The sequence below is a fragment of the Kocuria oceani genome, from assembly GCF_029524215.1.
Lineage (GTDB): Bacteria > Actinomycetota > Actinomycetes > Actinomycetales > Micrococcaceae > Kocuria > Kocuria oceani.
In genome coordinates, this window is sequence record NZ_JARAMH010000031.1 from 1 (window position 1) to 25,880 (window position 25,880).

Genomic DNA, 25,880 nt, shown 5'->3' on the forward strand with positions numbered 1-25,880 from the left:
GACCGAGGGCCGCTCGGCCCCCGGGTACTGACAGGTGACATTCGCGTAGCGCACAGCAGACATGGAACAAGCCTCTTTCCCGGCAGGCACGTGCCGGACGATCCGAAGGAGAAGAGCAACCCCCACAGGTGACGGGGGCCACAGTGATCCTAATCACGGTCATGCCTCCGGCGCCACCGGCGTCCCATCGGCGCGCCGCCGCTGCCTCGGCGGCGCCCGCGCTCAGGACAGAGCGGTGCTCCGCAGCTCGGCCAGCCGGGCGAGCACTCCGGCCAGTTCGGCCGGGGACGCGACCCGGTGCGCCGCCGCGCTCTCACCGTTGCCCACCTTGATGCCGAGATCGTCCGGGCCGAGTTCTCGCATGGCGTTCTCGTCCGTGACGTCGTCGCCGGCGAAGAGGGTGACCTCCGCCCCGGTCGCCTGCATGAACGCCGTGATGCCCTCGCCCTTCGTGGCGGAGTGCACCGAGGACTCGACCACGTGCTGGCCCGGGGTGACCTTCAGCCCGTCCAGCTGCTCGAAGGCCTCGATCATCTCCTGCTCGGCGCGGGCGGACGACGCCTGGTCCGCCATCGTGCGGGTGTGGAACGCCGCCCCGGTGGGCTTCAGCTCGAGCCGGGATCCCGGGTACCGGGCCACCTGCGCCTCCACGAGTTCGGTCGCCCGGCCGAGCAGGTCCTGCTGGGCCGGGGAGAGCCGCAGCTCCGAGTCCGCTGCCGCGCCTCCGAGGGCGTCGAGGTGCAGCTCGGCCCCGTGCGAGCCGGAGAGCAGCATCCGGCCGTCCGGGTCCACGACGGTGCGCAGGAAGTGCATGGGCCGCCCCGAGATGACGGCCACGTAGGTCCGGTCCAGCCCCAGCAGCTGCTCGAGGGCCGTCTGCGCCTCCGGCAGCGCCCGGCTGTCGCCGGGGTCCTCCGTGAAGGGGGCCAGGGTGCCGTCGAAGTCCAGGGCGACCAGCAGCGTCTCGGCCGCGGCCGCCCGGTCGAGAGCCTGCTCGAGCGCCGGCCGGGCGTCGTCGTGCGTGTCCGTCACTGCTCCTCCTCGGTGGTGTCGCCGGTCGTGCGACCGGAACGGGTGCCGGCGAGGTCCCGCAGGAACGCCTCCGACCAGTCGTTGACGTCGTTGCCCAGCACCTGGCGCCGCATCGCGCGCATCCGCTTCTTCGCCTCGGCCGCCGGCATCTCCTTGGCCCGCAGCATCGCGTCCTTGAGCCCGTCGATGTCGTGCGGGTTCACCAGCAGCGCCTGCTTGAGCTGCTCGGCGGCGCCGGTGAACTCGGAGAGCACCAGGGTGTCGGACCCGTCCGTCTTCGCCGCGACGTACTCCTTGGCCACCAGGTTCATGCCGTCCCGGAGCGAGGTCACCAGCATCACGTCGGTGGCGAGGTAGAGCGCCACCATCTCCTCGAACGGATAGCCGTGGTGCAGGTACCGGATCGCGGTGTGCGAGATCGTGTCGTGCTGGCCGTTGAGATGACCCACCAGGCCCTCCACGTCCTCGCGCAGCTGGACGTAGGACTCCACCCGTTCCCGCGAGGGATTGGCCACCTGCACCAGCACCGACGGACCGACCGTCAGCCTCCCGTCCTGCAGCAGCTCCCCGTAGGCCTTGATGCGGTGCAGGATGCCCTTGGTGTAGTCGAGCCGGTCCACCCCGAGGAAGACGGTCTCCGGGTCGCCGAGCTCGTGCCGGATCTCCCGGGCGCGCTCCTTGACCTCCGGCCGCGAGGCCAGCTCCTGGATCGCCTCGGCGTCGATGGAGATCGGGTAGGACTGGGCGCGCACCGTCCAGGCGGCGTCGTCGGTGCCGAACCGGGCGCGGCCCTGCCGGAACGGCACGTCCAGGAACCGGCGCACGCAGCGCTGGAAGTTCTGGGCGTCGCCCGGGCGCTGGAAGCCGATGAGGTCGGCGCCGGAGAGCCCTTCCAGCACCGCTCGCCGCCAGGGGAGCTGCGCGAAGATCTCGAGCGGGGGGAAGGGGATGTGGTTGAAGAAGCCGATGGTCAGGTCCGGGCGCAGGTCCCGCAGCAGCTTGGGCACCAGTTGCAGCTGATAGTCCTGCACCCACACCGTGGCGTTCTGCGCGGCGACCTCGGCGGTCCGCTCCGCGAAACGGCGGTTGACCCGGCGGTAGGTGTTCCACCAGGCGCGGTGGAACTCCGGGGGGGCGATGACGTCGTGGTAGAGCGGCCACAGGGTCGCGTTCGAGAACCCCTCGTAGTAGGCCTCGACCTCCGCGCCGGAGAGCGGGACGGGAGCCAGGTGGAAGACGTCGTGGTCGAAGCGCTCCAGCGTCTCGTCGGCCGCGCCGTGCCAGCCCACCCAGGCGCCGGTGTTGCGGGCCATCACCGGGGACAGGGCGGCCACGAGGCCGCCGGGGGAGCGGCGCCAGGAGGACGTGCCGTCCTCGACGACGCGCTCGACCGGCAGCCGGTTCGAGACCACGACGAAGTCGTAGCCGGTGTCCTGCGGGACGTCCGTGCGCGGTTCGGGCGCCTCCTCCAGATCGGCCGAGGAGGCGGTGGGGGTCTGCTCTGCACTCACGAGGGGTCCTTCCGGTGGGGCGTCATCGTCCTGCGCCCCAGTCTATTCGTCAGTGTGCTCCCCTTTCTGCCTGGGGATCTCCTGAGTCGGCGGGCCGCGAGGGGGTCCGATAATCTGAGCGACGACACGTCCGCATCCGCCCCCGAGGATTCTTCGAAGAGGACCCATGGCATCCAGCAGCACGACCCCCGACCCCCGGAACCGCGACGCCGCCCGCGAGCGCGCCCGGCAGCTCGCCGACCAGCACGCCCGCCAGGACAAGCGGTCCCGCCGGCTGCTGCAGTTCGGCATCCTCGCCCTGGTCCTCGTGATCCTCGCGGTGATCGGGGTGGTCGTGGCGCAGAACCGGGCCGAGCAGATCCCCGAAGCAGGTCCGGTGCCCGCCTCCGCCAACCAGTGGGGCGGCACCGTCCTGACCGCGGACGGCATCCGCACCGGCGAGTCGGAGGTGGACCAGCGCGATCTGGGCGAGGTCCCCGAGGCGCCGGAGACCCCGGACGACTCCGCGGTGCCGCCGGGCGTCGAGCCCGCGGGCGAGGGCGAGCCCGTGCCGGTCGTGATCTTCCAGGACTTCGAGTGCGTGCACTGCGCCGACTTCGAGACCGAGAACGGTGAGGCCCTCGAGGAGGCCGTGACGTCCGGGGACATCACCCTGGAGTACCGCAACCTCAACTTCCTGGACCGGGCCACGCCCACGCAGTACTCCTCCCGCGCCGCGGCCGCCGCCTACGAGGTGGGCAACCAGGTCTCCACGGAGCAGTACCTCGCCTTCGTCGAGGAGGTGTTCTCGCACCAGGGCACCGGTGGCCTGGACGACGAGCAGCTCGTGGAGATCGCCGCCACGCACGGCGCGGACATCGCGACCGCGCTGGAGGAGAACACCTGGCGCCCCATGGTCAACGTGGTCTCGCAGGAGTCCCTGGCCAACGGCGTCTCCGGCACCCCGACGGTCTTCATCGACGGTGAGCGGCTCGGCAACGAGGCGTTCCAGGACGCCCTGGACGAGGCCCTGGCGGACCAGAAATAGGTGTCCCGTCCTCGGGCGGAGCGGCGGCGCCGCCGCTCCGCCCGAGGGCGCAGGGATTTCGGGGTCCTCGGAGACGTCCGATATCCTGGGACCCCGGTCGCCGGGGCCGCGCGCGGCGCCCCGGGACAACCCGCCTCCTTAGCTCAGCTGGCCAGAGCACCTGTCTTGTAAACAGGGGGTCACCGGTTCGAATCCGGTAGGGGGCTCCACAGCACACGGTCGTTGCGACAGCGACCGCTCATGACGTCACATGTTGCGGCGAGGTCTCGGAGCGGGACGCCCTCTCACCGAGGCCGCCCGTGGCCCGGGCCGGCGAGGTCTGTCCCCGCGTATCGCCGACCCACGGCGACGCTGCGGGACGGTGGGGCGAACGCCCTGGTCAGCGCCCATTCAGCGGCCTCCGTCCCGCGGTGCGGGCCACGACCCCGAACGCGCCGGTGAAGGGCCGGGAGGGCCTGTCGCCCCCATGCTGCCGCGAGCCGGAACCGTTCCGCCGCCCGCCCCGCCCACGGCCTTGAACTGTGACCCGGGACACTCCTACGGTGTTCATGCCTGTTGTCCGGGCGAGATCTCTGACCCAGGTCTGTGCACACCCACCGCATGGCGACCCGCCGTCATGCCCATCAGGAGCAGTCATGGATCCACTGCGGAAGACCCTCGCCGGCACGGTGCTGGCCGCCCTCCTCCTCGGAGGGGCGGCCACCTCTGCGGCCGCGGGTCCGGGCGACGACGACACCGACCACGGCAGTGCGTACGGCGACGGACACCCCGACGACCGGTACGGCCACGGGAACGATTCCGACGACCGGTACGGCCACGGCGACGGGAACGATTCCGGCGACCGGTACGGCCACGGCGACGGGAACGATTCCGGCGACCGGTACGGCCACGGCGACGGGAGCGGCCCTGACGACGGGTACGAGAACGACCCTGACGACCGGTACGGGAACGACGACGGGAACGGCCTCGGGGACCGGGCCGACCAGGGGGAGGACGACGAGCGCTGGTACGGCTACCACCGCTCCGACCGGGACGAGCAGCGGCACGACCACGATCGAGACCCCGACGACGAGTACCGGGACGGCGACGGCGCGAGCACGGGTGAGGACCGCGAAGACCGTGAGGACCACTGGTACCGCTGCGAGACGCACGACCGGTGGCACTGGGTCGACCACGACGACGCGGAGAGCCGCGAGCACCACGACCGCATGCACGCCGAGGGCGAGCACCAGCACGAGAAGGAGCGCGACGACCACGACTACTGAGCCGGTCGGAGCCGCACCCGGAGGCCGTGCCGGGCCGCACCCGGGCCCGCCCGCGTCCCGCGAGGGCGCGGCTCGGTTCCGCGTCCCTCCCGGGCGGCTCGCCCGCCCCGTGGGCTCCATGACGTCCCGGGACGCCGGGCACGACCCGTCCGAGCCCGGGCCGGCCAGGCTGAGCGCCCGACGCAGCGGGATTTCCGGACACGTGGGGGCGTGGGAGCGATGCGAGGACCGGACAGGATCACGGGGGCAGCGGTGTCGACCGCCCTGACGGCGGTACTCGTCGCGCCGGCGGGCGCCGCGCCGGCGGACCACGACATCGACTCGGCGCACAGCCTGCAGGTCGTGGTGAACAAGCACCGGGAGCCGGACCCGGCGACGTAGGTGCCCGACCGGCTGAAGCGCGTGCGGTCCGAGCGTCTGCAGGCGACGGCGGCCGAGGCGTTCCAGCGGATGACGCGCGCCGCCAGGGCGGACGGCGTGCACATCGTGCCGGTGAGCGGTCACCGCTCCCACGCCGAGCAGGCGAGCCTCTACGACAGCTACGTCCAGCAGTACGGCCAGGAGACGGCGGACACGATCGCCGCCCGCCCGGGCCACAGCGAGCACCAGACGGGGCTCGTGATGGACATCGGCATCGCCGACGGCGAGTGTGTCCTGCAGGACTGCTTCGAGGGAACCCCGGTGGGGGACTGGGCGCGGAAGAACGCCCATCGTCACGGCTTCGTCGTCTGCTACCCCGAGGACCGGCAGGAGTGGACCGGCTACGCCTACGAGCCCTGGCACCTGCGCTACGTCGGACCGCAACTCGTGGCCGAGCTGCAGGCGGACGCCGCCGCGGAGGGATCCGCCGAGCTGGACACCCTCGAGGAGTACTTCGGACTGGGGCCCGCCCCGGACCACCCCGCCGGCCGACGCCCGCCGCCCCCCGGCGCGTCGCCGCCGGGTTCACCTCCCCGGACGGCGGCCGCGGGGACAATGTGTGCGACCCCCCTCCGCACCCCCCCCATCGGAGCGCCTCTGTGATGTCCGTCGGCAGCCCCCGCCCGCCCCTGCCCGCCGCTGCGGCCGCCCTGCTCACGATCCTCGCCCTCGTCCTGCTGCCGGCCGCTCCGGCGCGCGCGGCGGAGACACCGGAGCCCGGCGCCCCGTACCTGGGCGCGGTGCTGGACTGGGGCACCGACTCCGCCGCCGGGTACGCCGACCGGCTCGGTGAGCCGGCCGCGGTCTACGGGAGGCCGGTGCCGCTGCCGATGGACGACCGGGAGCAGGGCTACCTGCGGCACTTCCTGTCCCAGGTCGCCGAGCAGGGCGGGCACGCCCTGCTCACCGTCCGCCCCGACATCGCGCTGGACCGGGTGGACGAGGCGCAGGCCGCCGTTCTCGCCGGGCAGCTGGCCGACGTCACGCGCGACTTCGACGGCACGGTGTTCGTCCGGTTCGCGCCGCAGATGAACGCGTCCTGGGTGCCGTGGGGCCAGCAGCCCGAGGCCTACACCCAGGCGTTCCGGGCCGTGGCGGCCGCGATGGACGACCGGCTCGAGGACCCCGTGCTGGTGTGGTCGCCCACGGTCGGGACCGACTACCCGTTCCGCGCGCCCACGTCCTCCGCCCCGGAGGGGGCGGACCTCGCGACCCTCGACACCGACGGGAACGGGGTCTGGGACCGGGACGACGACGCCTACGGCCCCTACTACCCGGGCGACGACGTCGTGGACTGGGTGGGGCTGTCCGCCTACCACGACGAGACCGGCAGCGGTGAGGCTCGCAACACCGTCCCGGACCCGGACGAGTTCAGCACGCTGCTGGGCGGGGCCGGCCAGGGGGCCTCGGACGGCTTCTACGCCGTCTACGCCGCCGCCCGCGACAAACCGCTCATGGTGGAGACGGGGTCCTTCTGGAGCCCGGAGGCGGGCGGCCCCTCCGCGCTCGAGGTCAAGGCCCCGTGGTGGGACCAGGTGCTCGCGGCGGCCTCCTCCGAGGCCTACGACCGGATCGGCGCGGTCGTGTGGAACGAGACCGTCGAGGAGCGTGCGGGCGGGGCGGTCGCGGTCGACTGGCGCTCCACCGCCGATCCCGCCCTCGCCGACGCCTTCCGGGAGCGCGTGCAGGCCTCCTCCCTCGTGGCGGGGCCGGTGACCGAGCAGGCGGCGCTGCCGGGCGCGGCCCCCTCCGCCCCGGGGATCGTCCTGCGGGGGCCCGTCGCGTGGGGCGCGGCGGCGGCCGTCCTCGGCGCCGGACTGCTCCTGTGCCTGCTGCCCCGGACGCGGTCCGTGCGGGCCTGGCGCTACGCCGAGCCCTCGTCCCGGGACAGCCGGATCGACATGCTGCGCGGCGTCGCGATCGTCTTCGTCGTCGTCAACCACGTGGGCCTCACCTCCCTGTTCCAGTCGCTCACGCAGGAGGCCGTGGGCGTCGTCTCGGGGGCGGAGCTGTTCGTCCTGCTCTCCGGGGCCGTGCTGGGCATGGTCTACGGGCCCCGGGTCCGCGGCGAGCTCGGCGAGGTGGTGGACCGCACCACCGCGCGGGCGTGGAAGCTCTACGTGACCGCCCTGGTCGTGGTGCTCCTCGTCTACGCGCTCAGCAGGATCCCCGTCCTGGAGTCGGGAGCCGTCACCACGTTCACGGACCAGGGCACCGGGGCCGCCGGGGCCGGGGCCGCCGGCAGCACGTACGACCTCTATGCGGGCATGGACGGGCTGTTCGCCTTCCCCGTCCAGGCCCACCTGATCCCCGCCGTGCTCCTGCTGCAGGTGGGGCCGTGGCAGTTCAACATCATGGGGCTGTACGTGGTCCTGATCCTGGTGAGCCCCCTGGTGCTGGCCGCGCTGGCCCGCGGCCGGGCCTGGCTGGTCCTGCTGATCAGCGCCGGGCTCTACGCCGTCGGCACGGTCTTCCGGATCCGGCTCCTGCCCTCCCAGTTCGAGGACTCGTTCCCCCTGCTCGTGTGGCAGGTGCTGTTCGTGCTCGGCATGGTGGCCGGGTTCTACCGGCGGCAGCTCGTCGGCTGGTTCGCCGACCGGCGCCGACGGCCGCTGCTGGTCGCCTGCCTGCTGCTCGCGGTGGCCCTCGCCCTGTTCTCCTGGTCCGGTCCCTACGCCAGCAACAGCTACGACGTCCGGCTGGACCTGCTGCCGGAGGCGGTCTTCCGCGCCGTCTACGACGGCTACTTCGGGCGGACGTACCTGGGGATCGGCCGGCTGGTCAACGTGCTCCTGGTGGTCGTGGCGGGCTACGCCCTGCTCAGCGCCTACTGGGCGGTGCTCCGGCGTGCGCTGGGCTGGTTCCTCATCCCGCTGGGCCGGGCCAGCCTCTACGTCTTCGTCATGCACGTGTTCCTGATCCTGGCCGTGACGAACATCCCGGTGCTCCGGCAGGGCGAGCTCTGGGTCAACACCCTGGCCTACGTCGCCGTCCTTGGCCTGCTGTGGGTCATGGTCCGGACCCGGTTCCTCTTCGGGATCGTCCCCCGCTGAGGACCGTCCGCTCCGCGGGCGACGGCGCGGACGCCACCGGCCGGCGGGTGGAGAGCGGCTCGGGCGGAGGGCCGCTCAGGCGGCGGGGCCCTCCTGGCGGAGCCGCCGCAGCACCACCACCGTGGCGTCGCCCGGGTGCCCGGGCCGGCGGGCGAAGCCGATGGCCCGGTCCACGAGCTCCTGCGCGGCCATCCCGGCGGGATCCGCCCGCAGGACCTGGTCCAGGGTCTCCACGAGGGAGGGGAAGAAGTCCAGGAGCCCGTCACTGACGACCACGAGTGTCTCTCCCGGCTGCAGCACGGTGCGGTGGGTGTCCCACGAGTCGTCCGGGAAGACGCCCAGCGGCGGGCCCGAACGCTCCAGCCGCCGGTGCCCGCCGGCGGTGAGGACGAACGCGAGGCCGTGCCCGGCGTCGACGTGGTCGAGCCGTCCCGTGGCCGGGTCGAGGCGGGCGGAGAACGCGGTGACGACCCCCCCCGGTGTCGCTCAGCAGGTCCGCCGAGGCGGCGGCGACCCGCGCGCCCGGTGCGGGTGGCCGGCGCAGAAGCGCACGTGCGGATCCCGGCGGACGAACACGTTCCCGCGGAAACGGTCGTCGGCGGTCGCATCTGGCACGTCGGGAGCCACGCCTTCCACCCTGTGCAACGGCCGGACCCCCGCAGGACGCGGCAGTCCCCGAAGGTGTCCCGCGCCACACCACGTCATGACGATCACGAATGCAAATGGCCGTGTAGCGTGAGCTCCACCGACCGGCCCGGTCGGGTTCCTCCACCCAGGACCGCGCAGAGGAGTCACCCATGACAGCCCTGTTCCTCCCGTCGCGCGGCCGGCGCGCCGGGACCGTCTGCGCGGCGCTGCTCGCGCTCGCCCTGACCGGGTGCTCGGAGGACCCGGGCGACCCGGCCTCTCCCACGGCGGCCACCTCCGCCGGAACCTCCGGGGCGGAGACGTCCGGGGCAGCGACCTCCGGGGCGGCGGACCCCGGGGCGGCTGCGTCCGGGGCCGCGAGCGACCCTGCGGCGTCGGGGACCCCGGAGCCCGGCACCGCCGGGCAGGAGAGTCCCGCTCCCTCGGGCAACGACGTGGCCCCCTACGACGACACCGCCACCCGGGACGCCGCCGCCGCGTTCGGGACCACCCAGCAGCTCACCGGCTCCCTGGCGGGGACGGTGGAGGGGCCGCGACCGGCGACCACGGGGCAGCGCCCGGTCCGTGCCGCTCCCGGCACCCCGGTGCAGGTGTTCACCGTGACCCTCACCAACACGGGCACCGACCCGGTCGACGCGGTGCCCTGGTCCTTCCCGGTGGCCGTCGTGGGCGACGAGCCCGCGGTGCCCGCCTACGACGAGTCGCTCGGCGTGCGGATGGAGACCTTCCCGACCATCGCCCCCGGCGGATCGGCCTCGCTGGACGTCGCCTTCAGCGCGGCGCCCGACGCCGACCTGGCCGTGCGGGTCTTCGACAACACCACCCCCGACCACTACGTCGAGTTCACCGACTGACCCCAGCGAGGGACCCCATGAAGATCTCAGCTCTGCGCATCCCCGCCGCCCTCGCGGCCTGCTTCGCCGTCGTCCTCGCCGGCGCCCCCGGTGCGTCCGCGGCTCCGCCGTCCCCCGCGCCCGGCGTGGCAACGGCTCCCGCGGCAACGGCCCCCTCGGCAACGGATCCTGTGGCAACGGACGGGACCGCGGCGGCCGCCGCCACGGCGGCGCCGCTCGATCCGGTCGACGACGCGGTGGCCACGGCCGGCCCGGGGCGCACGGCCGCCGTGGACGTCCTGGCCAACGACGGGCTCCAGGACTCCGCCCAGGTGCGGCTGCTGCTCGTGGACCCCTCCGCCCCCCGGGACGCGGACGAGCTGCGCACGGCCGCCGGGTTGCTGCGCGTCATCACCCCGGGCACGGCGCCCGCGGAGCTGCCCGAGGGCTGGCTGCCGCCCGAGCACCCCGTGCTCGCCCTGACCCCGGCCGAGGACGCACCGGCCGGTGCCGTGGAGGTCGGCTACGCCGTGCGCGACGCCACGGGCGCCGAGGCCCGCGCGGTGCTCACCGTGACCCCGGAGGCTCCCGGAGACCCGTCCGGAGAGCCGGAGACCGCGACCGTGCCCACGGCGGAGCCGGCGACCTCGCCCACGGCGGAGCCGTCGGCCGTGCCCACGGCCGACCCCGGAGCCGAAGCGTCCGCGGGAAGCCGTGCCGCCGCTGCGGATCCCGGGGCGGACGCCGCCGTCCCGGCCGAGGTCCGGCAGGCACTGGAGGCGGCCGCCGCTCGCGAGGCGGCCCGGACCGGTGAGCCGAGCGCCGCGATGCGACCGGTGGCGGGCGGCTGGGAGTGGCCGCACGCCAACGGCGTCGTGCTGTGGTCGGAGGGCCACGGAGCGCACTACGTGCATGTGCGGGCGCCCCTCGGGCAGAAGTGGGTCGCCGGGGGCGAGGTCGCCGGCCTCGGCTACCCCGTCAACGACGAGGTGTGCGGAATGGTCGGGGGCGGGTGCCGGCAGACGTACTCCAAGGGACGCTCGATCTACTGGAGCCCGGCCACGGGAGCGAAGCTGGTGCACCTGAAGGGTGCGATCGGGCAGAAGTGGGGCCGGTACAGCTGGGAGCGCGGGATCCTGGGCTATCCGGTCGGCGATCAGATCTGCGGGATGGCCGGGGGCGGGTGCCGGCAGGCGTTCTCCAACGGGCGCTCGATCTACTGGAGCCCGGCCACGGGAGCGAAGCTGGTGCACCTGACGGGTGCGATCGGGCAGAAGTGGGGCCGGTACAGCTGGGAGCGCGGAGCCCTGGGCTATCCGGCCGGCGATCAGATCTGCGGGATGGCCGGGGGCGGGTGCCGGCAGACGTTCTCCAACGGGCGCTCGATCTACTGGAGCCCCGCCACCGGGGCGCGGATCGTGCGTCTGCAGAGCGACGTCGGGCGCAAGTGGGGCTGGCACGGCTGGGAGCGCGGGGCCCTCGGCTATCCGACCGGCGACTACGTGCCCCAGGGCCGGACCGCCGCGTACCAGAAGTTCCGCCACGGCATCGTCACGTGGAACGCCTCGTCCGGCACCCGGGTCCACATGTTCCGCGGGGAGTGCCAGAACCTCAACAACGGCCGCTCGGTGCAGCCGACCCGCAACGCGGGGCGGGTGTCCCTGACCATCGCCGAGGGCTACGGCCGGTCCGAGGCCACGTTCGTCAACTGCGTGCGGATCGGCGGCAGCTACGTCGAGGAGTGGCGCACGTCCGCCTACGTGGGCGCCAGCGGCTTCAAGCGCCCGGGGGTCCCCTCCGGGCACACGCAGTACCTCTACTCGCCGCAGGGCTCGTACTCGGTCACGGAGTCCTTCGGGGTCTACAACCCCGGCACCGCGCTGCCCTACCGCCCGCTCAACCCGAACTCCCGGTGGGGCGGGCGTCTGGGCACCCTGTACAACAAGTACTTCGAGTCCACCGGCTACACCTGGCCGGACGAGAACATGTGGTACTTCGCGCAGTCCGGCGACTACCGGCTGGGCGTCGTCATCAACTACAACCGCCCGCCCGACTCGCCGATCGTCCAGGGCAACGGCTTCGCGATCTTCCTGCACGCCAACAAGAAGCCCACCGCCGGGTGCATCGCCCTGCACGAGCACGAGGTCGCCCGGTACATGCGCACCGCGCGGCCCGGTGACCGGATCATCATGGGCGTCCGGGCGGACCTGTTCCGCTGACCGGCCGAGGCCGGGGACCCGGCCACGGACGGACGGGGGGACCGCGCGCCGCGCGGTCCCCCCGTCCGTCCGTGCAGGACCCGGTCTACTCGACCGTCTCCTCCACGCGGGCCTGCCCGCGCCGGCCGAAGGCCCACAGCAGCAGCTCGCTGGGCACGGCGCGCAGCACCCGCACCGTGCCGGTCCGGCCCCGGCCCCCGCGCACGGCGCCGTAGGAGGGCGCGATGAGCACCACGGTGTCGTCCTCGTCCTTGAGCATGACCTTGGCCATGAGGCTCAGGCCCTGCCACAGCGCCTGCTCCTCGTCGTGCAGCAGCGGGCGGTCGTGCCACTCGGGCTGGGCGCGGCGGGCGTCCTCGTGGTGGACGAAGAACTCCACGGTGTTCATCCGCTTGTCCAGCGGGCCCAGCCGCGCCGGGGAGTACAGCGGCGGGTGCTCGACCTTGCGCACGAGCTCCTCCCACGGCTGCCCGGCCACGGCCTCCTCGGCGCGCCGGGCCCGGTCGCGCAGCACCGGCACCCGGGACAGGGCCCGGCCGGCCAGGACGTCGGGCCGCCCGTCGCGCAGCACGAGGTGCACGGCGAGGTCACGGGTGGTCCAGCCCTCGCACAGGGTGGGGGCGTCGGGGCCCAGGCGGCGCAGGAGCGCGGCGAGGTGCCGGCGCTCGACATTGGCGAAATTGGTCACGTGGTTCCTCCTCGTGGCCCGCCGACGGTCGGCGGTGCCGTCCCGGGGACCACGCTATACCGGGGCTCCGGGACCCGGAACCGCCCGCGCCGCGGCTCAGCCGCGGGGGACCGGCGGGCCCAGGTGGAGCAGCACCGAGGTCAGGGCCGCCACCGCGACCAGGCCCACCAGGGTCGCCAGCAGCGGGCTGCGCAGGGACCACGCCTGCAGCCGCTCCGGCACGGTGGCGGGGCGCTCACCGCCCGGGGCCAGGCGCCAGCCGCCGGCCAGCCGCCCGGAGCGCTGCGCGCGGCGCTCGAAGGGGATTGTGGCCCAGGGCACCACGGCACTGGCCAGGCCGAGCACGCCGAAGCCCACCGGCCACCGCTGGTCCACCCACACGAAGCACGTCACCAGGCAGTAGCCGAGGAACACGATCCCGTGCAGCATCCCGAAGACCGGGACGAGGGCCTCGGAGACCCCCGTGTACTTCAGCACCATGCCGAGGATCAGCAGGGTCCAGGTCACCGCCTCGGCGAGGGCGAAGCGGCCGTAGAGCTCACGGGGCGTCATGGGGGTGCTCTCCTGCAGGTCGGGTGCGGCGGGGTCCCGTCGGGATCCCGGGACGGAGGAGGGACCGGCGCGGGGCGCCGCGCGGGCGTCCCGGGGCCCCGCAGGGCCTCCTCGCGGCCGCCCCGCGGGGCCGGGTGCCCTGGCTCGCGGGCCCGCCCGTCCTCCGTCTTCTGGATGATATCGGCGTCCCGCGGGCCCCGCCGCATCGGCGGGCCCGCCCCCGCCGAGGCGTCCGGCACCCTCCCCGCCCCGTCCGGGAGGGTGCCGGCAGGAGATTGCACGCCCATGCGACGCTCCGTGAAGTGGATCACGACAACCCCTGGTAAAACCACACGAACTCACATAAACTCAAAGGAACGCAGGGCCCCTGCGTCGTCGCAGTTCGTGAGGTGGATGTCATGTTCGCAGAGGAACGCCAGGCCGAGATCGCCGCGCTGGTGGGCACGACCCGCCGGGTCAACGGCGCCGAGCTGGCGCGCCGTTTCGACGTCACCATGGAGACGGTCCGCCGCGACCTCGCCGCGCTGGAGGCCGCCGGCCGGCTCCGGCGGGTGCACGGGGGCGCGGTCTCCGTGGACCAGTCCACCTCCGACGAGAAGGCCATCCACTCGCGCCAGCACCTCAACACGCCCGAGAAGCGGCGCATCGCGGAGGCCGCCTTCACCCTGCTACGCAACAGCGGGGCCGGCGCGGTCGTCCTCGACGCCGGCAGCACGGTCGAGGCGCTGGCCGACCTCATCGTCCGGACCGACTCCAGCCTGGCCGACGGGCAGGAGCAGCTGATCATCACCCACGCCCTGCACATCGCGGCCAAGCTGGCCGACGCCAACGGCATCGGCCTCGAGCTCGTGGGCGGGCGGGTCCGCAAGCTCACCTGGGCCGCCGCCGGCGGCCGGGCCGCGGAGCACTACACCCGGCTGCGCCCCGACCTCGCGTTCGTGGGCTGCAACGGGATCCACGCCACGTTCGGGCTGAGCACCCCCGATCCCATCGAGGCGGTCGTCAAGACCGCCATCATCCAGACCTCCCGGCGGGTCGTGGTCCTCTGCGACTCCGCCAAGCACGACCAGGAGACCCTCATGCGCTTCGCGTCCCTCGAGGACATCGACACCCTCATCACCGACCGGGCCCCCGGCCCCGAGCTGGCCGCCGCCCTCGAGGAGGCCGACGTCGAGGTGATCGTCGCGTGATCCTCACCGTCACCCTCAACCCCTCCCTCGACCGCACCGTGGAGCTGCCCTCCCCGCTGCGCCGCGGCGCCGTCCAGCGCGCCGCCGGCGCCCGGCAGGACGCCGGGGGCAAGGGCGTGAACATCTCCCGGGCCCTGCGCGTGAGCGGGGTCCCGACCCTGGCCGTGCTGCCCGGGGACCCCGGCGACCCGCTGCTGGCCGAGCTCGCCGCCGCGCAGGTCCCCTACGAGACCGTCCCGGCGGGGGCGCCGATCCGCTCGAACATCACGATCACCGAGCCCGACGGCACCACCACCAAGATCAACGCCCCCGGCACGCCGCTGCTCCCCGAGCACCTCGACGCGGTGGTGGAGCTGCTGGTGCGGCACGGGGCGGACGCCTCCTGGGTGGTCCTGGCCGGCTCGCTGCCGCCGGGCGCCCCCGAGGACGTCTACGCGCGGATCGTCCGCGGGGTCCGCTCGGCCCTGGGCGGGCGGGCGCCCCGGTTCGCCGTGGACACCTCCGGGGCCGCCCTCCGGGGCGCCACCGCCGCCGACGACGCCCTGCCCGACCTCATCAAGCCCAACGGCGAGGAGCTCGCCGAGCTGGTGGGGACGCACGACGGCGAGGAGCTCGAGGCCGCTCCCGAGCTCGCCGCCGCGACCGCCGCCGCCCTCGTGGCGCGCGGCCTGGGCGCGGTGCTGACCACCCTCGGCGCCGGCGGAGCGGTGCTCACCGCGGCCGAGGGCTCCTGGCACGCCGTCCACGAACCCGTGGCGGTGCGCTCTACCGTGGGCGCCGGCGACAGCTCGCTCTCGGGCTACCTCATCGCCCAGGAGCGCGGCGACGCGCCGCCGGAGTGCCTGCGGCAGGCCGTGGCCTCCGGCTCCGCGGCGGCGGCCCTGCCGGGGACCCGCGTCCCGTCCCTTCCCGAGACCACTCCCGAGGCGGTCACCGTGCGCGAGCTCTCCGTGCGCGCGGCCGCCGACTGACCCGTTCCACCTCATCCGCTCCACCTGAACCGCTCCACCTGAACTGCTCCAGCTCATCCGCACCACCCGGGCACCGACCCGGCCGCTCAAGGAGGACACCGTGTCCGAGCTCATCACCCCCGACCTGGTCTCGCTCGACCAAGACCTGGGAGGGGACAAGGAAACCGTCATCGGCCAGCTGGCCGCCCTGGTGCAGCGCACCGGGCGCGCCGAGCAGCTGGACGGGCTGCTGGCCGACGCCATCGCCCGGGAGAACAAGACCGCCACCGGCATCCCCGGCGGCATCGCCATCCCGCACTGCCGCTCCGCGGCCGTCACGGAGCCGACCCTCGTCATGGCCCGCCTGGCCGAGGGCGTCCCCTGGGGCGCCAAGGACGGCCCCGCCGACATCGTCTTCTTCATCGCGGCGCCCGAGGGCGCCGATCAGACCCACCTGAAGCTGCTGGCCAAGCTCGCCCGCTCGCTCATGAAGAAGGACTTCGTCGCCTCCCTGCGCTCGGCCCGCTCCGAGCAGGAGATCGTGCGGATCGTCGACGACGCGCTGGACCTGAGCCCGGCCCCCGAGGACGGCGCGGCCGCCACCGCCACCGCCGGCTCCACGGCCGCCGCGGCGGTCCCGGCCTCCGTCGAGTCCCGGCCCGGGACGCAGGACGCGCCGGCCACGGCGGAGCCGACCGGGAGCGCGCCGGCCCCCGGAGCGTCGGCGCGCCGGAGGATCGTGGCCGTCACGGCCTGCCCCACCGGCATCGCCCACACCTACATGGCCGCGGACGGGCTGACCTACGCGGCCGAGGAGATGGGCGTCGACCTGCAGGTCGAGACCCAGGGCTCCGCAGGCTTCACCAAGCTCGACCCGGCCACGATCGCCGCGGCCGACGCGGTGATCTTCGCCACCGACGTCGACGTCCGGGACCGCTCCCGCTTCGCCGGCAAGCCCTACGTCGCCTCCCCGGTCAAGCGCGGCATCGACGAGCCCAAGGTCATGATCGAGGAGGCGCTGGCCAACGCCGAGAACCCGAACGCCAAGCGCGTGCAGGGGGCCGCCGGCAGCGCCGACGAGGCCGAGGCCTCCGGCGGCCGCGAGGGCTGGGGGACCCGCATCCGCAAGGCCGTGATGACCGGCGTGAGCTACATGATCCCGTTCGTGGCCGCGGGCGGTCTGCTCATCGCGCTGGGCTTCATGGTCGCCGGCGCGGACATCGCCAACATCGCCGACGACGTCCTGACGGGCTCCACCATCTGGAGCCTGGGCGAGTTCACCCTCGCCCAGTACATCGGGGCCGTGCTGTTCAAGATGGGCTCCCTCGCGATCGGGCTGCTGGTCCCGGCGCTGGCCGGCTACATCGCCTACGGCCTGGCCGACCGGCCGGGCATCGCCCCCGGCTTCGCCGCGGGCCTGGTCGCCAACTTCATGGGCGCCGGCTTCCTCGGCGGCATCGTGGGCGGCCTGCTGGCGGGCCTCGCCGCCTACTGGCTGGCGCAGCCGCGGCTGCCGCGCTGGCTCGGCTCCCTGATGCCGGTGGTCATCATCCCGCTGCTGGCGACCCTGTTCTCCTCGGGGCTGCTGCTCCTGGTCCTGGGCGGACCGATCGCCACGTTCATGGCCTGGCTCACCGAGTGGCTCAACGGCATGACCGGCGCCAGCGCGCTGGCGCTCGGCGCGATCCTCGGCCTCATGATGGGCGCGGACCTGGGCGGGCCGATCAACAAGGTGGCCTACACCTTCGCCGCCGCCGGCCTGGGCGCCGCGACCGTCGCCAACACCGCCCCGCAGGAGATCATGGCCGCCGTCATCGCCGCCGGCATGGTCCCGCCGCTGGGCCTGGCCCTGGCCTCGCTCGTGGCCAAGCGCTACTTCACCGTGGCCGAGCAGGAGAACGGCAAGGCCGCCTGGCTGCTGGGCGCGTCCTTCATCTCCGAGGGCGCCATTCCCTTCGCCGCGGCCGACCCGCTGCGCGTGCTGCCCTCCACCATGGTGGGCGGTGCCGTGGCCGGGGCGATCTCCCTGAGCTCCGGGGCGCTCTCCCCGGCGCCGCACGGCGGCGTGTGGATCCTGCCGCTCATCGGCAACCCGCTGATGTTCCTGCTCTCGGTGGTTGTCGGTACGGTGGTCACAGCAGGCATCGTCGTCGCCCTGAAGCACGTGGGCGGCGCGCACGGGCGAGTGGCGGACGCCACCCGCTCGCGCGAGGACGCGGCCGCCGTGCCGACCACCGCCTGAGCGACGCGCACGGGCCCCGGCCGGGGCCCGTGCGCCGACCGACCAGCTTTTTCTCGAGGAAGAGGAACACCATGCAGACACTGACAGGCGTGGGAGTGTGCGCGGGCCGCGTCATCGGCGAGCTCGTGAGCATGCCGAAGCCGGTCTCGGAACCGGCCACGGGCCTGAGCCTCCAGGACGAGGAGCCCGAGGCGGCGGTGGCACGCCTGCAGGAGGCCGCGGCCGCGGTCAAGGCCGAGCTCAAGCGGCGGGCCGAGGCCGCCACCGAGAAGGACGCGGCGGACGTGCTGAAGTCCACCGCGCTCATGGCCGGGGACAAGGCGCTGCTGAAGAACGCGGCGAAGCTCATCACCGGGCGCGGGCTCGCCCCCGAGCGGGCGCTGTGGGAGGCCGCGAGCGACTACGCCGACCAGATGCGCGCCCTGGGCGGGTACATGGCCGAGCGCGCCGCGGACATCCAGGACGTCCGGGCGCGGCTCGTGTGCCAGCTGCAGGGCCTGCCCATGCCGGGCATCCCGCAGCGGGACGAGCCGTTCGTGCTGACCGCGGAGGACCTCGCCCCGGCCGACACCGCGACCCTGGACCCCACCAAGGTGCTCGCCCTGGTCACCTCCGGCGGCGGCCCGCAGTCCCACACGGCCATCCTCGCGCGCAACCTCGGGCTGCCCGCCGTCGTGGCCGTCCGGGACGTCGAGGGCGTCCCGGACGGCACCGAGGTCTACGTGGACGGGGCCACCGGGGAGATCCGGACCGAGCCCGGCGCGGACGAGCGGGAGCTCGTCGAGGCCTGGGTGCGCAGCGCCGGGGCGCGCAGCGGCTTCGACGGCCGCGGCGTGCTCGCCGACGGCACCGAGATCCCGCTGCTGGCCAATGTGGGCACCCCCGAGGACGCCCGGGCCGCGGCCGCGGCCGGGGCCCAGGGCGTGGGGCTGCTGCGCACCGAGTTCTGCTTCCTGGGCCGGGACCAGGAGCCGTCGGTCGAGGAGCAGGTCGAGCAGTACACCGCGATCCTGGCGTCCTTCCCCGGCAAGAAGGTCGTCGTGCGCACCCTCGACGCCGGGGCGGACAAGCCGCTGCCGTTCCTCACCGACACCTCCGAGCCGAACCCGGCGCTGGGGGTGCGCGGCTACCGCACGGACCGCGCGGTGCCCGGGGTGCTCGCCCGGCAGCTCGAGGCGATCGCGCGGGCGGAGGAGGCCACGGACGCCGAGGTGTGGGTCATGGCCCCCATGATCGCCACGACCACCGAGGCCCAGGAGTTCGCGCGGATGGCCGCCGCCGCCGGCCTGCGGGTGCCCGGGGTCATGGTCGAGACGCCGTCCGCGGCGGTGACCGCCGACCAGATCCTGCGCCACGTGCAGTTCGTCTCCCTGGGCACCAACGACCTGACCCAGTACACGATGGCGGCCGACCGGATGATGGGTGCCCTCGCGGAGCTCAACAACCCCTGGCAGCCCGCCGTGCTGCGGATGGTCCGGAGCACCGTGCAGGGCGCCCGGGAGGCCGAGGCCGAGGGCGCCGGACCGCGCAACGTGGGCGTGTGCGGAGAGGCCGCGGCCGATCCCGCCCTGGCCGTGGTGCTCGTGGGCCTCGGCGTGCACACCCTGTCCATGAGCGCCCGCGGGCTGGCCCCGGTTGCCGCCGTCCTGCGCAGCGTGGACATGGGCACCGCCCAGGCCCTCGCCGCGCTCGCCGTCCAGCAGCCCAGCGCCGAGGAGGCCGCCGCCGCAGTGCGCGCGGAGCTCGGCGTGCTCGCCGAGCTGGGCCTCTGACCGGCGGCCCGCGCCGGCCGCCACCACACCACCCACAGGGGCCCCGAACCCAGGACCCCGCACACCGAAGGAGAACCACCATGGCAGAACGCACCGCAACCATCGCATCCTCCGTGGGCCTGCACGCCCGCCCCGCCGCGATCTTCGCCGAGGCGGCCGGGGAGTACGACCTCGAGATCACCATCGCCGCCGAGGGCGAGCCCGCGGACGAGGCCATGGACGCCTCCAGCGTGCTGTCGCTGATGTCCCTCGGCGCCGGTCAGGGGGACAAGGTGGTCCTCCGCGCCGAGGGGGACGGCGCCGAGGACGCGCTCGAGAACCTCGTGCGCATCCTCGAGACGGACCACGACGCCGAGTAGTCGCCTCCGCCGCACCGGCACCCCGGCGCCCGTCCACCCCCGGTGGGCGGGCGCCGTGCTGTCCGGCCCGGCGGCCGGGGCCTGCGGCCAGGGACTACCGTGGGAGGGATGCCCGCACACCCTGATGGAGGACCGATGACGCCCGCACCACCACCGCCCGGACCCGACCACCGGCGGACCGGGGGCACCGGGGGCGCCGGGTCCGAACCGCGCCGGGCGCTGGTCGTGGGGACCGGCCGGGACCGGGGAGCCCTGGCCGGTGCGCGCGCCCTCGAACGGGCCGGCTGGGTGGTCGGGGTGGGCACACCGGACGGCCCGGGCATGCTGGGCGCCACCCGGGCGGCGGCGGCGCGCCACGCGGTGCCGCGGCCGCGCGGCGACGCCGACGGCTTCATCGACGGCGTCCGCCGGGCGGTCGCCGAGGGGGCTTACGACATCGTCTTCGGCGCCGGCGACGACTGGATGGCCGCCGTCTCCGCGTACCGGCGGCACATCCCGGCGGAGGTGGCCCACCCGGGCCCCGACGTGGTCGCGGCCGCCCTCGACAAGGTCGGCCTGGCCGCACGGGCGGCCCGCGCCGGACTGGCCGCTCCGCAGACGCTGCCGGCCACGGACGAGGCGCTCGCGTCCTGGACCGGGCCGGTCGTGGTCAAGTGCCGCGCGCACTGGGCCCCCGGTCAGACCCGCCCCCACCGGATCGAGGCCAAGCTCTTCCCGGACGCCCGCGCCGCGGCCGCCCAGGTCCACCGGATCCGCGCCGCCGGTGCGGATCCGGTCCTCCAGCAGCCCGTGCACGGCAGCCTCGGGGCGCTGATCGGCGTCCAGCGCGACGGTCGCCTGCACGGGCGGGTGCAGCAGGCCACCTCACGGCTGTGGCCCACGCCCCACGGCGTCTCGGCGCGCGCCCGCACGGTCCCTGTCGACGAGGCGCTGGCGGCCCGCGCCGAGGCGCTGCTGCGCGAGCTGGGCTGGTGGGGGCTCGTGGAGCTGCAGTTCCTGACCGGCGAGGACGGGGTGCCGCAGCTCATCGACCTCAACGGCCGGTTCTTCGGCTCCATGGCCCTCGCGGAGGCCGCCCGCCCCGGGCTGGCCGACGCCTGGGCCCGTCTGGCGCTGGGCTGCCCGGTGCCCGAGCTGCCGGACGCCCGGACCGGTGTGCGCTACGCCTGGCTCGGCGGGGATCTCCGGCGGGCCGCCGCCGAGCGCCGCGGCGGCCTGGCGGCGGACGTCGCCGACACGCTCCGCTGGGGCCGCGGGGCCCAGCACAGCGTGTGGGACCCGCGCGACCCTGGCCCCGCCTGGCACCTGGCCACCTGGCGCCTCACGGGCGCGGCCCGCAGCCGGTAGCCCCGCTCAGCGCCGCCGCAGCACCGCGCCCAGGACCTCCCCGAGCAGGCGGCGCTCGGGCGCGCGCAGGGCGGCCAGGCCCAACAGGTAGGTCCCGCCCACCACGGCGGCGAGGACCACGGCGAGCACGATCGGCGGCAGGACGGGCAGCGCCTCCCGCACGCCCAGCCCGGCGCCGCCGGCGACGGCCGCCAGCAGGAGCGCCCGGCCGAGCAGGCCCGCGGCCGACCGCGGGTCGAGCCCGGCGTGCCGCCGGTGCAGCAGCCCCGCGTTGAGCAGCGCCGCCACGGCCAGGGACGCGGTGGTGGCCGCCGCGATCCCGGCGAGGCCCATCAGCGGGGCGAGGACGAGGTCCCCGGCCACGTTGACCACCATGGCCAGCACGGCCACCACCACCGGGCCCCTGGAGTCGCCGAGGGCGTAGGAGGCGCGGACCACCACCTGCCGGCAGCCGAGGGCGAGCAGGGCCGGGGCGTACCAGGCGACCGCCGTCGCCGTCGCCCGCACGTCCCCGGCGTCGAAGGCCCCGTGGCCGAACGCCGTGGCGACCAGCGGGGCCGCGGCCACCACGAACACGGTGCAGATCGGCGTCAGCACCGTCACGACCACGGACAGCCCGCGGTCCACGAGCCGCCGCAGCTCCGGGCGGTCGTCCGCGGCGGCGCCCAGCGCGGGGTAGAGGGGTGCCAGGAGCGCGGCGATGACCAGGGTCTCGGGCAGGTCGACGAGGCGCCAGCCGTACGACAGCGCCGAGATCGCCCCGTCCCCGAGGGTGGAGCCCACGGCGCGGTCGACCAGGGTGTTGACGTTCACCACGGCGTTGCCCACCAGCATGGGCGGGACCAGCCGGACGATCTCCCGGAAGCCCGGGTCCCGCAGCTCCCAGCGGGGCCGTATCCGCGCCCCCAGGGCCAGCACCGGGGGCAGCTGCATCAGCAGCCGCGCGGCGGACCCGGCCACGTAGCCGACCGCGAGCGCCGTGATCCCGTACCGGGGCCCGAACACGCCCGCGGCGGCGATCATCACCAGGTTGAACGGCACGCCCTGCAGCGAGGACCACGCGAAGCGCCCGTGCGCCTGGGCGAGCGAGGCCAGCAGATCGGTGCCGGCCACCAGCACGGTCGCCACCAGCACGATGCGGGTGAGCGCGGCGGTGGTGGCCGTCTGCGCGTCGTCGAACCCCGGGGCGAGCAGGCTCGTCACGGGCGCCGCGAGCAGGCCCACCACCACCCCGGCGAGGCCGAGGACGAGCACGGTGAGGGTGAGGGACACCTCGAAGCCCCGGTGGCCCCGGCACCCGGTGCCCTCGGCGCGCTCCCGGGCGGCCTCGCGTGCCGTCACCGGAGTCACGGAGCGGGCCATCGCCCAGGCGATCAGGCCGAGGACGACGTTCATCACGCCCTGGGCCACGAACCAGGCGTCCAGCTGCGCGCCGGCGCCGAACACGGCGCCGATCACGACGTCCCGGACGAAGCCCAGCACGGTCGAGACGGCGGTCAGCCCGGCCACGAGCACCGCGGCGCGCGCGATGCTCCAGCGTCCGCCCGGTCCGCCCACGGCTTCCGCCACCTCCCTGGTCCGGGTTCCCCGGCGAGGGGCGGACCGCGTCTCGTGCGTTGCGTCTGCGTGCTGGTGCGAATCGCCTGAACAGAATACACAGCCCCGTGCCGGGCCCCGGACCCGCCGGAGCACCCGCCCGGCCGCGGGGTGCGCACGGCTCAGAACCGGCTCAGGCCTGCGCGGTTAGACTGGCTCGGGCCGGTCCCCGCCGGCCCCGCGGCCGCTCCCGGCCCGGCACCCCCGACCCTTCCGACGATTGAGAGAGCCTTGCGAGAGTTCACCGCACGCTTCGCCACCGACCAGGAGATCGCCGACTGGGACGCCCACGTCACGGCGAACCCACACGGAGGCAACCTGCTGCAGTCCGCGTCCTTCGCGGACGTCAAGGCGGACCACGGCTGGCGTCCCCTGCACCTCGTGCACGAGCCCGTCGGCGGCGGGAAGGCCTCCTACAACCTGGTCCTCGAGAAGACGGTGCCGGCGCTCGGCCGCCTGTGGTACATGATCAAGGGCCCCGACGTCGCCTCCGTGGACGACATCCCCGGGATCGCCGCGGCCAACGCCCGGCTGGTGGCCGAGCAGCGGCTGAACGTCTTCGCGATCAAGATCGAGCCGGACGTGCTGGACTCGGACTACGCGAAGGGCGTGCTCGCCCGCGCGGGGCTGAAGAAGTCCTTCGACATCCAGCCCAACGACTCGACCGCGATCCTCGCCACGGACCGGGACGAGGAGGCCGTCCTGAAGTCCCTGCACTCGCGCGGGCGCAACGCGGTCCGGCGGGCGCTGCGCGAGGGCTGCACGGTCGAGCGCGTGGAGCTCACCGAGCAGAACATGCGGCGGATGTACGCGCTCATGGACACCGTGGGCCAGGGCGAGGCCAACGTGAACCTGCGCTCCTACGAGTACTACGCGAAGTTCTGGACCGCCTTCGAGCAGGCGGGCCAGGGCCGGCTCTACTTCACCTACGAGGACGGCGAGCCCTCCGTGGGCGCCTACGTGATCGCCTACGGGACGAAGGGCACGTACAAGGACGGCGGCTCCAAGCCCCGCCGGCGGCAGTACGGCGACTCCCACCTGCTGCAGTGGACGGCGATCACGGACCTGATGCGCGAGCACGGGATCGTCGAGTACGACTTCTGCGGCACCCCGCCCAGCGACCAGCTCAAGAACAAGGAGCACCCCTACTACGGGCTGGGGCTGTTCAAGACGAGCTTCACCAAGTCCGTGGTCGACTTCGTGGGCGTCCACGACCAGGTGCTGAGCCCGGCGAAGTACGCCGTGTGGACCAACGTGGCCGAGAAGGTCCAGCGCCAGCTGTGGGTCCGGCGCACAGGACAGCCCTTCTACTGACCCGGCCCCGCCCGGCCCCCGCCCCCGCCCCCAGGAAGGAGGAGCGCCGCTTGGTGACCGACCAGCGCACCCCTCTGCGTCCGTCCGCCGCCTACCCCTCCTCCGACGGCGGCGAGGAGCCCGACGCCTACGTCGTCGAACCGTTCGGCCCCGGCGGAGACACGACCCTCACCGGGGCCGCGCGCCCGGTCGCCCTCCTCGGCGCCGGGACCCCGCTGGTGCGCCCCACGGAGGCGCAGGCCCTGCTGGCCCGGCGCCGGGCCGGCCACGCCGCCGCGGACGTGGTGCCCGACGCCCCGCAGGCGCTGCCCGTGCTCAGCACCCGCCTGCTCCGCCAGTACGGGGACACCCCCGAGCCGGAGAAGCGCCGGGAGCTGCTCTCCGCCGCGCAGACGGCGCCGCTGAGCACATCGGCCCGGCGCCGTCGCCGCACCGACACGGGACCCGTCTCCCGCCCGGAGACCACGACGGTCGGCCCCGTCCCGGCCCCGGGCAAGAGCGCCGACCGGATGCAGCGCGGCGCCTACCCCTCCACCCGCGCCCAGGCCGCCCGGCCCGGCGGACGCTCCCGGCTGCGCTCGATGCTGCAGGGGGAGGCGGCCCCGACCGCCCCCATGCGCGTGGTCGAACGGCTCAGCGCCTCGCCCTTCGCCAACCTGCGCCGGTTCGGGGAGTCCACCAGCCGGGAGGCCCGGCGCACCCTGAACTTCGCGCTGCGGCTCGCGGAGACCATGTTCCACTACGGCGCGGACGCCCTCGACGTCGAGAACGCGATCATCGCGGTGTGCACGACCTACGGCGTCGAGAACGTCGAGGTGGACATCACCAACCAGGCCGTGACGATCAACTACATCGCCGACGACCGCGCCGGCGGCGCCGACGACCGGGCCGGCGGCGACGACACCCGCACCCGCGAGGACGTCTTCAACGACCCCGACACCAACAGCCACACGGTGATGCGGGTCGTGCGGTCCTGGACCGACAACTACGCCGGGCTCGCCGAGACCCACCAGCTGGTCGCGGACATCACGGGCGGGGAGATGCCCCGCGGGGAGGCGGAGCGGCGGCTCGAGGCGATCAACGCCAAGCCCAAGCCCTACCCCCGGTGGATGGTGCGGACGGCCACGGCGGCCGCGGCCGTGGCCATCACCGTGGGCATCGGCGGCGGCGTCCTGGGCGCGCTCGTCGCCGGCCTGTCCTCGGTGCTCAACCAGTTCGTCGCCCACCGGCTGGGCGCCTGGCGGATCCCGGAGTTCTTCACGATGGCCGCCCAGTCCGGGATCCTCACCACCATGGCGCTGCTGCTGTCCTGGTCGGGCCTGGAGCTGTCCCCGGCGCGCGTCATCGCGGGCGGGATCATCCTGCTCCTGCCCACCACCCGGATGGTCTCCACGATGCAGGACGCGATCAACGGCTTCCCCGTCACGGCCGCCGGGCGCCTGCTGTCCACCTCCATGGCGTTCCTGGGCCTCGTGGCCGGCATCGCGGGGGGCATCTCCGTCGCCGGCTACGCGGGGATGCCCCGGGTCGACGTCTCGCAGAGCGCCTTCGACCCCGTGGGGCCCCTGACCAACGGGGTGTTCATGCTGATCGCCACCGGGCTCATCGCGGTCACGATGCAGGCCAAGCCCCGGCACGTGCTGGCCACCACGGCGGCGGCCCTCGGCGGGCTCGTGGTCTACCACACGGGCATGGCCGCCGGCGTGGGCGCCCGCCTGGACACGGCGCTCGCGGCGGTCACCAGCGGGTGCGTGGCGACCGTCCTCGCGGCCCGGCTCCGGATTCCCCAGCTCATCCTGGCGATCCCCGCGATGACCTTCCTGCTGCCCGGGCTGTCCATCTTCCGCGGGCTGTACACCATC

At 74.5% G+C, this 25,880-nt stretch carries 20 protein-coding genes, 1 tRNA gene and 1 pseudogene; 16 read left to right on the forward strand and 6 right to left on the reverse strand.

Features of this window, described 5'->3' with window-relative positions:
• Positions 1-222: 222 nt before the first annotated feature.
• Positions 223-1,032, reverse strand: a complete 810-nt coding sequence (gene otsB, locus PU704_RS18890; RefSeq protein ID WP_277552569.1) for a trehalose-phosphatase — start codon at positions 1,030-1,032, stop codon at positions 223-225.
• Positions 1,029-2,543, reverse strand: a complete 1,515-nt coding sequence (locus PU704_RS18895; protein ID WP_380112403.1) for an alpha,alpha-trehalose-phosphate synthase (UDP-forming) — start codon at positions 2,541-2,543, stop codon at positions 1,029-1,031. The genes otsB and PU704_RS18895 overlap by 4 nt, the downstream gene beginning before the upstream one ends.
• 166 nt (positions 2,544-2,709) lie before the next feature.
• Between PU704_RS18895 and PU704_RS18900 the strand changes: the two genes are divergently transcribed.
• From PU704_RS18900 to opgC, 6 genes are all read left to right on the forward strand, one after another.
• Positions 2,710-3,570, forward strand: coding sequence for a DsbA family protein (locus PU704_RS18900; protein ID WP_047804744.1), 861 nt, complete (start codon positions 2,710-2,712; stop codon positions 3,568-3,570).
• Between the two features lie 132 nt (positions 3,571-3,702).
• Positions 3,703-3,779 (forward strand) — tRNA-Thr (locus PU704_RS18905).
• A 426-nt stretch (positions 3,780-4,205) separates the two neighbouring features.
• Positions 4,206-4,835: a hypothetical protein gene (locus tag PU704_RS18910; RefSeq protein ID WP_277552573.1), complete on the forward strand. Its 630-nt coding sequence runs from the start codon at positions 4,206-4,208 to the stop codon at positions 4,833-4,835.
• Positions 4,836-5,087: 252 nt separating this feature from the next.
• A complete protein-coding gene (locus tag PU704_RS18915) occupies positions 5,088-5,216 on the forward strand; it encodes a hypothetical protein (RefSeq protein WP_277552576.1) in 129 nt (42 codons plus the stop codon).
• A 21-nt stretch (positions 5,217-5,237) separates the two neighbouring features.
• Positions 5,238-5,858 carry a M15 family metallopeptidase gene (locus tag PU704_RS18920; protein WP_277552578.1) on the forward strand — a complete coding sequence of 207 codons (621 nt, stop codon included), beginning with the start codon at positions 5,238-5,240 and terminating at the stop codon, positions 5,856-5,858.
• The gene (gene opgC / locus PU704_RS18925; protein WP_277552580.1) at positions 5,858-8,308 is read left to right on the forward strand and encodes an OpgC domain-containing protein; all 2,451 of its coding nucleotides are present in this window, start codon (positions 5,858-5,860) and stop codon (positions 8,306-8,308) included. Before PU704_RS18920 ends, opgC begins: the two co-directional genes overlap by 1 nt.
• Before the next feature lie 75 nt (positions 8,309-8,383).
• On the opposite strand, the pseudogene PU704_RS18930 reads toward opgC, so the two are convergent.
• Positions 8,384-8,767 (reverse strand): annotated as a pseudogene (locus PU704_RS18930) (PP2C family protein-serine/threonine phosphatase); the annotation flags it as partial.
• A gap of 338 nt (positions 8,768-9,105) precedes the next feature.
• Between PU704_RS18930 and PU704_RS18935 the strand changes: the two are divergent.
• Positions 9,106-9,810 carry a hypothetical protein gene (locus tag PU704_RS18935; RefSeq protein ID WP_277552582.1) on the forward strand — a complete coding sequence of 235 codons (705 nt, stop codon included), beginning with the start codon at positions 9,106-9,108 and terminating at the stop codon, positions 9,808-9,810.
• A gap of 17 nt (positions 9,811-9,827) precedes the next feature.
• Positions 9,828-12,008, forward strand: coding sequence for a L,D-transpeptidase family protein (locus PU704_RS18940; protein WP_277552584.1), 2,181 nt, complete (start codon positions 9,828-9,830; stop codon positions 12,006-12,008).
• 85 nt (positions 12,009-12,093) lie between these two features.
• Here the strand turns inward: PU704_RS18940 and PU704_RS18945 are convergent, their stop codons facing one another.
• Positions 12,094-12,696, reverse strand: a complete 603-nt coding sequence (locus PU704_RS18945) for a TIGR03085 family metal-binding protein (protein WP_047802079.1) — start codon at positions 12,694-12,696, stop codon at positions 12,094-12,096.
• Between the two features lie 96 nt (positions 12,697-12,792).
• Positions 12,793-13,248: a DUF3817 domain-containing protein gene (locus PU704_RS18950; protein WP_075871745.1), complete on the reverse strand. Its 456-nt coding sequence runs from the start codon at positions 13,246-13,248 to the stop codon at positions 12,793-12,795.
• A 398-nt stretch (positions 13,249-13,646) separates the two neighbouring features.
• Between PU704_RS18950 and PU704_RS18955 the strand changes: the two genes are divergently transcribed.
• The 6 genes from PU704_RS18955 (at position 13,647) to PU704_RS18980 (ending at position 21,108) form a co-directional block, all read left to right on the forward strand.
• Positions 13,647-14,438, forward strand: coding sequence for a DeoR/GlpR family DNA-binding transcription regulator (locus PU704_RS18955; protein WP_047802077.1), 792 nt, complete (start codon positions 13,647-13,649; stop codon positions 14,436-14,438).
• Entirely contained in the window at positions 14,435-15,409 is a 975-nt protein-coding gene (locus PU704_RS18960; protein WP_075871746.1) for a 1-phosphofructokinase family hexose kinase, read from the forward strand. Before PU704_RS18955 ends, PU704_RS18960 begins: the two co-directional genes overlap by 4 nt.
• Before the next feature lie 100 nt (positions 15,410-15,509).
• A complete protein-coding gene (locus PU704_RS18965; protein WP_277552590.1) occupies positions 15,510-17,630 on the forward strand; it encodes a PTS fructose transporter subunit IIABC in 2,121 nt (706 codons plus the stop codon).
• Positions 17,631-17,701: 71 nt separating this feature from the next.
• Positions 17,702-19,402, forward strand: coding sequence for a phosphoenolpyruvate--protein phosphotransferase (gene ptsP / locus PU704_RS18970; protein WP_075871747.1), 1,701 nt, complete (start codon positions 17,702-17,704; stop codon positions 19,400-19,402).
• Positions 19,403-19,482: 80 nt separating this feature from the next.
• Positions 19,483-19,761: an HPr family phosphocarrier protein gene (locus PU704_RS18975; RefSeq protein WP_047802073.1), complete on the forward strand. Its 279-nt coding sequence runs from the start codon at positions 19,483-19,485 to the stop codon at positions 19,759-19,761.
• A gap of 135 nt (positions 19,762-19,896) precedes the next feature.
• A complete protein-coding gene (locus PU704_RS18980) occupies positions 19,897-21,108 on the forward strand; it encodes an ATP-grasp domain-containing protein (RefSeq protein WP_277552593.1) in 1,212 nt (403 codons plus the stop codon).
• A gap of 6 nt (positions 21,109-21,114) precedes the next feature.
• Here the strand turns inward: PU704_RS18980 and murJ are convergent, their stop codons facing one another.
• Positions 21,115-22,665, reverse strand: a complete 1,551-nt coding sequence (gene murJ, locus PU704_RS18985; protein WP_075871767.1) for a murein biosynthesis integral membrane protein MurJ — start codon at positions 22,663-22,665, stop codon at positions 21,115-21,117.
• Positions 22,666-22,935: 270 nt separating this feature from the next.
• Between murJ and PU704_RS18990 the strand changes: the two genes are divergently transcribed.
• Positions 22,936-24,018, forward strand: coding sequence for a lipid II:glycine glycyltransferase FemX (locus tag PU704_RS18990; protein ID WP_075871749.1), 1,083 nt, complete (start codon positions 22,936-22,938; stop codon positions 24,016-24,018).
• Positions 24,019-24,071: 53 nt separating this feature from the next.
• A partial coding sequence (locus PU704_RS18995; RefSeq protein ID WP_277552596.1) for a threonine/serine exporter family protein occupies positions 24,072-25,880 on the forward strand: 1,809 nt, incomplete at its 3' end.

Bases quoted from the DNA above. Each gene is read 5' to 3' on its own strand.
- PU704_RS18935 (WP_277552582.1), top strand. From the start codon at position 9,106: ATGACAGCCCTGTTCCTCCCGTCGCGCGGCCGGCGCGCCGGGACCGTC.
- PU704_RS18980 (WP_277552593.1), top strand. From the start codon at position 19,897: ATGACGCCCGCACCACCACCGCCCGGACCCGACCACCGGCGGACCGGG.
- PU704_RS18900 (WP_047804744.1), top strand. From the start codon at position 2,710: ATGGCATCCAGCAGCACGACCCCCGACCCCCGGAACCGCGACGCCGCC.
- PU704_RS18975 (WP_047802073.1), top strand. From the start codon at position 19,483: ATGGCAGAACGCACCGCAACCATCGCATCCTCCGTGGGCCTGCACGCC.
- PU704_RS18910 (WP_277552573.1), top strand. From the start codon at position 4,206: ATGGATCCACTGCGGAAGACCCTCGCCGGCACGGTGCTGGCCGCCCTC.
- ptsP (WP_075871747.1), top strand. From the start codon at position 17,702: ATGCAGACACTGACAGGCGTGGGAGTGTGCGCGGGCCGCGTCATCGGC.
- PU704_RS18950 (WP_075871745.1), bottom strand. From the start codon at position 13,248: ATGACGCCCCGTGAGCTCTACGGCCGCTTCGCCCTCGCCGAGGCGGTG.
- PU704_RS18940 (WP_277552584.1), top strand. From the start codon at position 9,828: ATGAAGATCTCAGCTCTGCGCATCCCCGCCGCCCTCGCGGCCTGCTTC.
- opgC (WP_277552580.1), top strand. From the start codon at position 5,858: ATGTCCGTCGGCAGCCCCCGCCCGCCCCTGCCCGCCGCTGCGGCCGCC.
- PU704_RS18955 (WP_047802077.1), top strand. From the start codon at position 13,647: ATGTTCGCAGAGGAACGCCAGGCCGAGATCGCCGCGCTGGTGGGCACG.